This is a genomic window from Hominimerdicola alba 8 (assembly GCF_000178155.2).
GTDB classification, from domain to species: domain Bacteria; phylum Bacillota; class Clostridia; order Oscillospirales; family Ruminococcaceae; genus Hominimerdicola; species Hominimerdicola alba_C.
In genome coordinates this window covers 1-1759 of record NZ_ADKM02000036.1, presented here as the reverse complement: position 1 = coordinate 1759, position 1759 = coordinate 1, and the positions used below count along the sequence as shown (strand labels likewise).

1 protein-coding gene is annotated in these 1759 nt (G+C 47.2%); it reads left to right on the top strand.

Translation table 11 applies throughout. The features are described 5' to 3' along the window. Positions 1–61 precede the first annotated feature (61 nt). Positions 62–1696 carry a recombinase family protein gene (locus tag CUS_RS03350; protein WP_037276367.1) on the top strand — a complete coding sequence of 545 codons (1635 nt, stop codon included), beginning with the start codon at positions 62–64 and terminating at the stop codon, positions 1694–1696. Positions 1697–1759: the final 63 nt, after the last annotated feature.

Below are 1759 nucleotides of genomic sequence, written 5' to 3'. Positions count from 1 at the left end.
ATATTCCCGACTTTCTGAGTATATCATAGCCTGCTGTTTTTTGTCGGAAAGTGAGGAAATAATGACAGACAAAATTACAGCACTCTATTGCCGTCTCTCGCAGGAAGATATGCTTCACGGGGAGAGCAATAGTATTACAAACCAGAAGGCGATCCTTTCAAAGTTCGCCGCTGACAACGGTTTCCGCAACACCAAGTTCTATGTGGATGACGGCATTTCGGGAACTACATTTGAGCGTGATGGCTTCAAAGCAATGATGGCTGACATTGAGGACGGCAAGGTCGGTATCGTGATAACGAAAGACCTTTCAAGACTCGGTCGTGACTACCTGAAAACAGGCGAGCTGATCGAAATGGTATTCCCCGATTATGATGTCCGCTACATTGCGATCAATGACGGTGTGGATACCTTAAAATCCGAAAATGAGCTGATGGCTTTCAAAAATATTTTTAACGACTGGTACGCTCGTGATACAAGTAAGAAAATTCGTGCCGTCCAGAAGGCAAAGGCTCAGGCAGGCAAGCCGCTTGCAACGCACCCGCCCTACGGCTACAAGAAGTCCGACACCGATAAAAATCAATGGGTCATTGACGAAGAAGCTGCCGCTGTGGTAAGGAGAATATTTCAGCTCTGTATTGAGGGGAACGGTCCGACAGTGATCGCAAATATTCTGACAGCGGACGGTGTGCCTACCCCGACAGCATATTACCGTTCTAAAGGTATGAGTGTATGCAAGCAGAATGTAAAAACAAAACGCTGGGGTATGGCAACGGTCATTCATATTCTTGAGCGTATGGATTACCTCGGTCACACGGTCAACTTCAAGACCTACCGCAAGTCCTACAAAAACAAGAAGCTGTATGAAAATCCGAAAGAGAACTGGCTTATCATCGAAAACACCCATGAGCCTATCATTTCTCAGCACGATTTTGACCTTGTGCAGGAGATACGCAGCCACAAGAAAAGAAGGCAGAAAAGCGGTACGGTAAGTCCGTTTGCAGGAATGGTCTACTGTGCGGACTGCGGTAACACGCTTTATGTCGGCAGGGCGCAGACCTTATCGCCTAATCAGGAACATATGATGTGTTCCACCTACGCACACGATTCGGACGAATGCACCGCCCATTACATCAGAACTTGCGTACTGACCGAAATTATCCTCGGTGAGCTGAACAAGCTCTCACAGTTTGTAAGGGACAATGAGGACGAATTTGTCCGCAGGGCAATGGAAAACTCCGCAGCGACACAGGACAGTGAGATGCAGACCGCCAGAAAAGCACTGAGGATCGCTGAAAAGCGTATCAATGAGCTTGATGACCTGTTTGAGCGTTTGTATGAGGATAATGTATCGGGTAAGATCTCCGATGAGCGTTTCGCTACGATGTCGGCAAGATATGAAGCGGAGCAGAGCAAGCTGAAAGCCGATGCTGCAAAGCTCTCCGAAACGATCAGCCGCAAGGAGCAGAAGAAAAACGATGTGATGAACTTTGTGGGTATCGTCAAGAAGTATGAGGAGTTCACTGAGCTTACCCCTGAGATCATGCACGAACTGATCGACAGGATCGTTGTTCACGCTCCCGAAGGCGGCAGGGCAAATCGCACCCAGCAGGTGGATATTCACTTCCGCTTCAACGTCGTGACAGCAACCGCAACGGCTGATTTCAAGCAGTATTATGTAAGAAGAAAGGCTGTGTAGAGTATTTTATACACAACCTTTCAATTAAAAACTGAGATAGTTCTTTATGTGTACTCGCCTTTT

Excerpts from the sequence above, each read along its gene's own strand:
- CUS_RS03350 (WP_037276367.1), top strand. The coding sequence starts at position 62 with ATGACAGACAAAATTACAGCACTCTATTGCCGTCTCTCGCAGGAAGAT.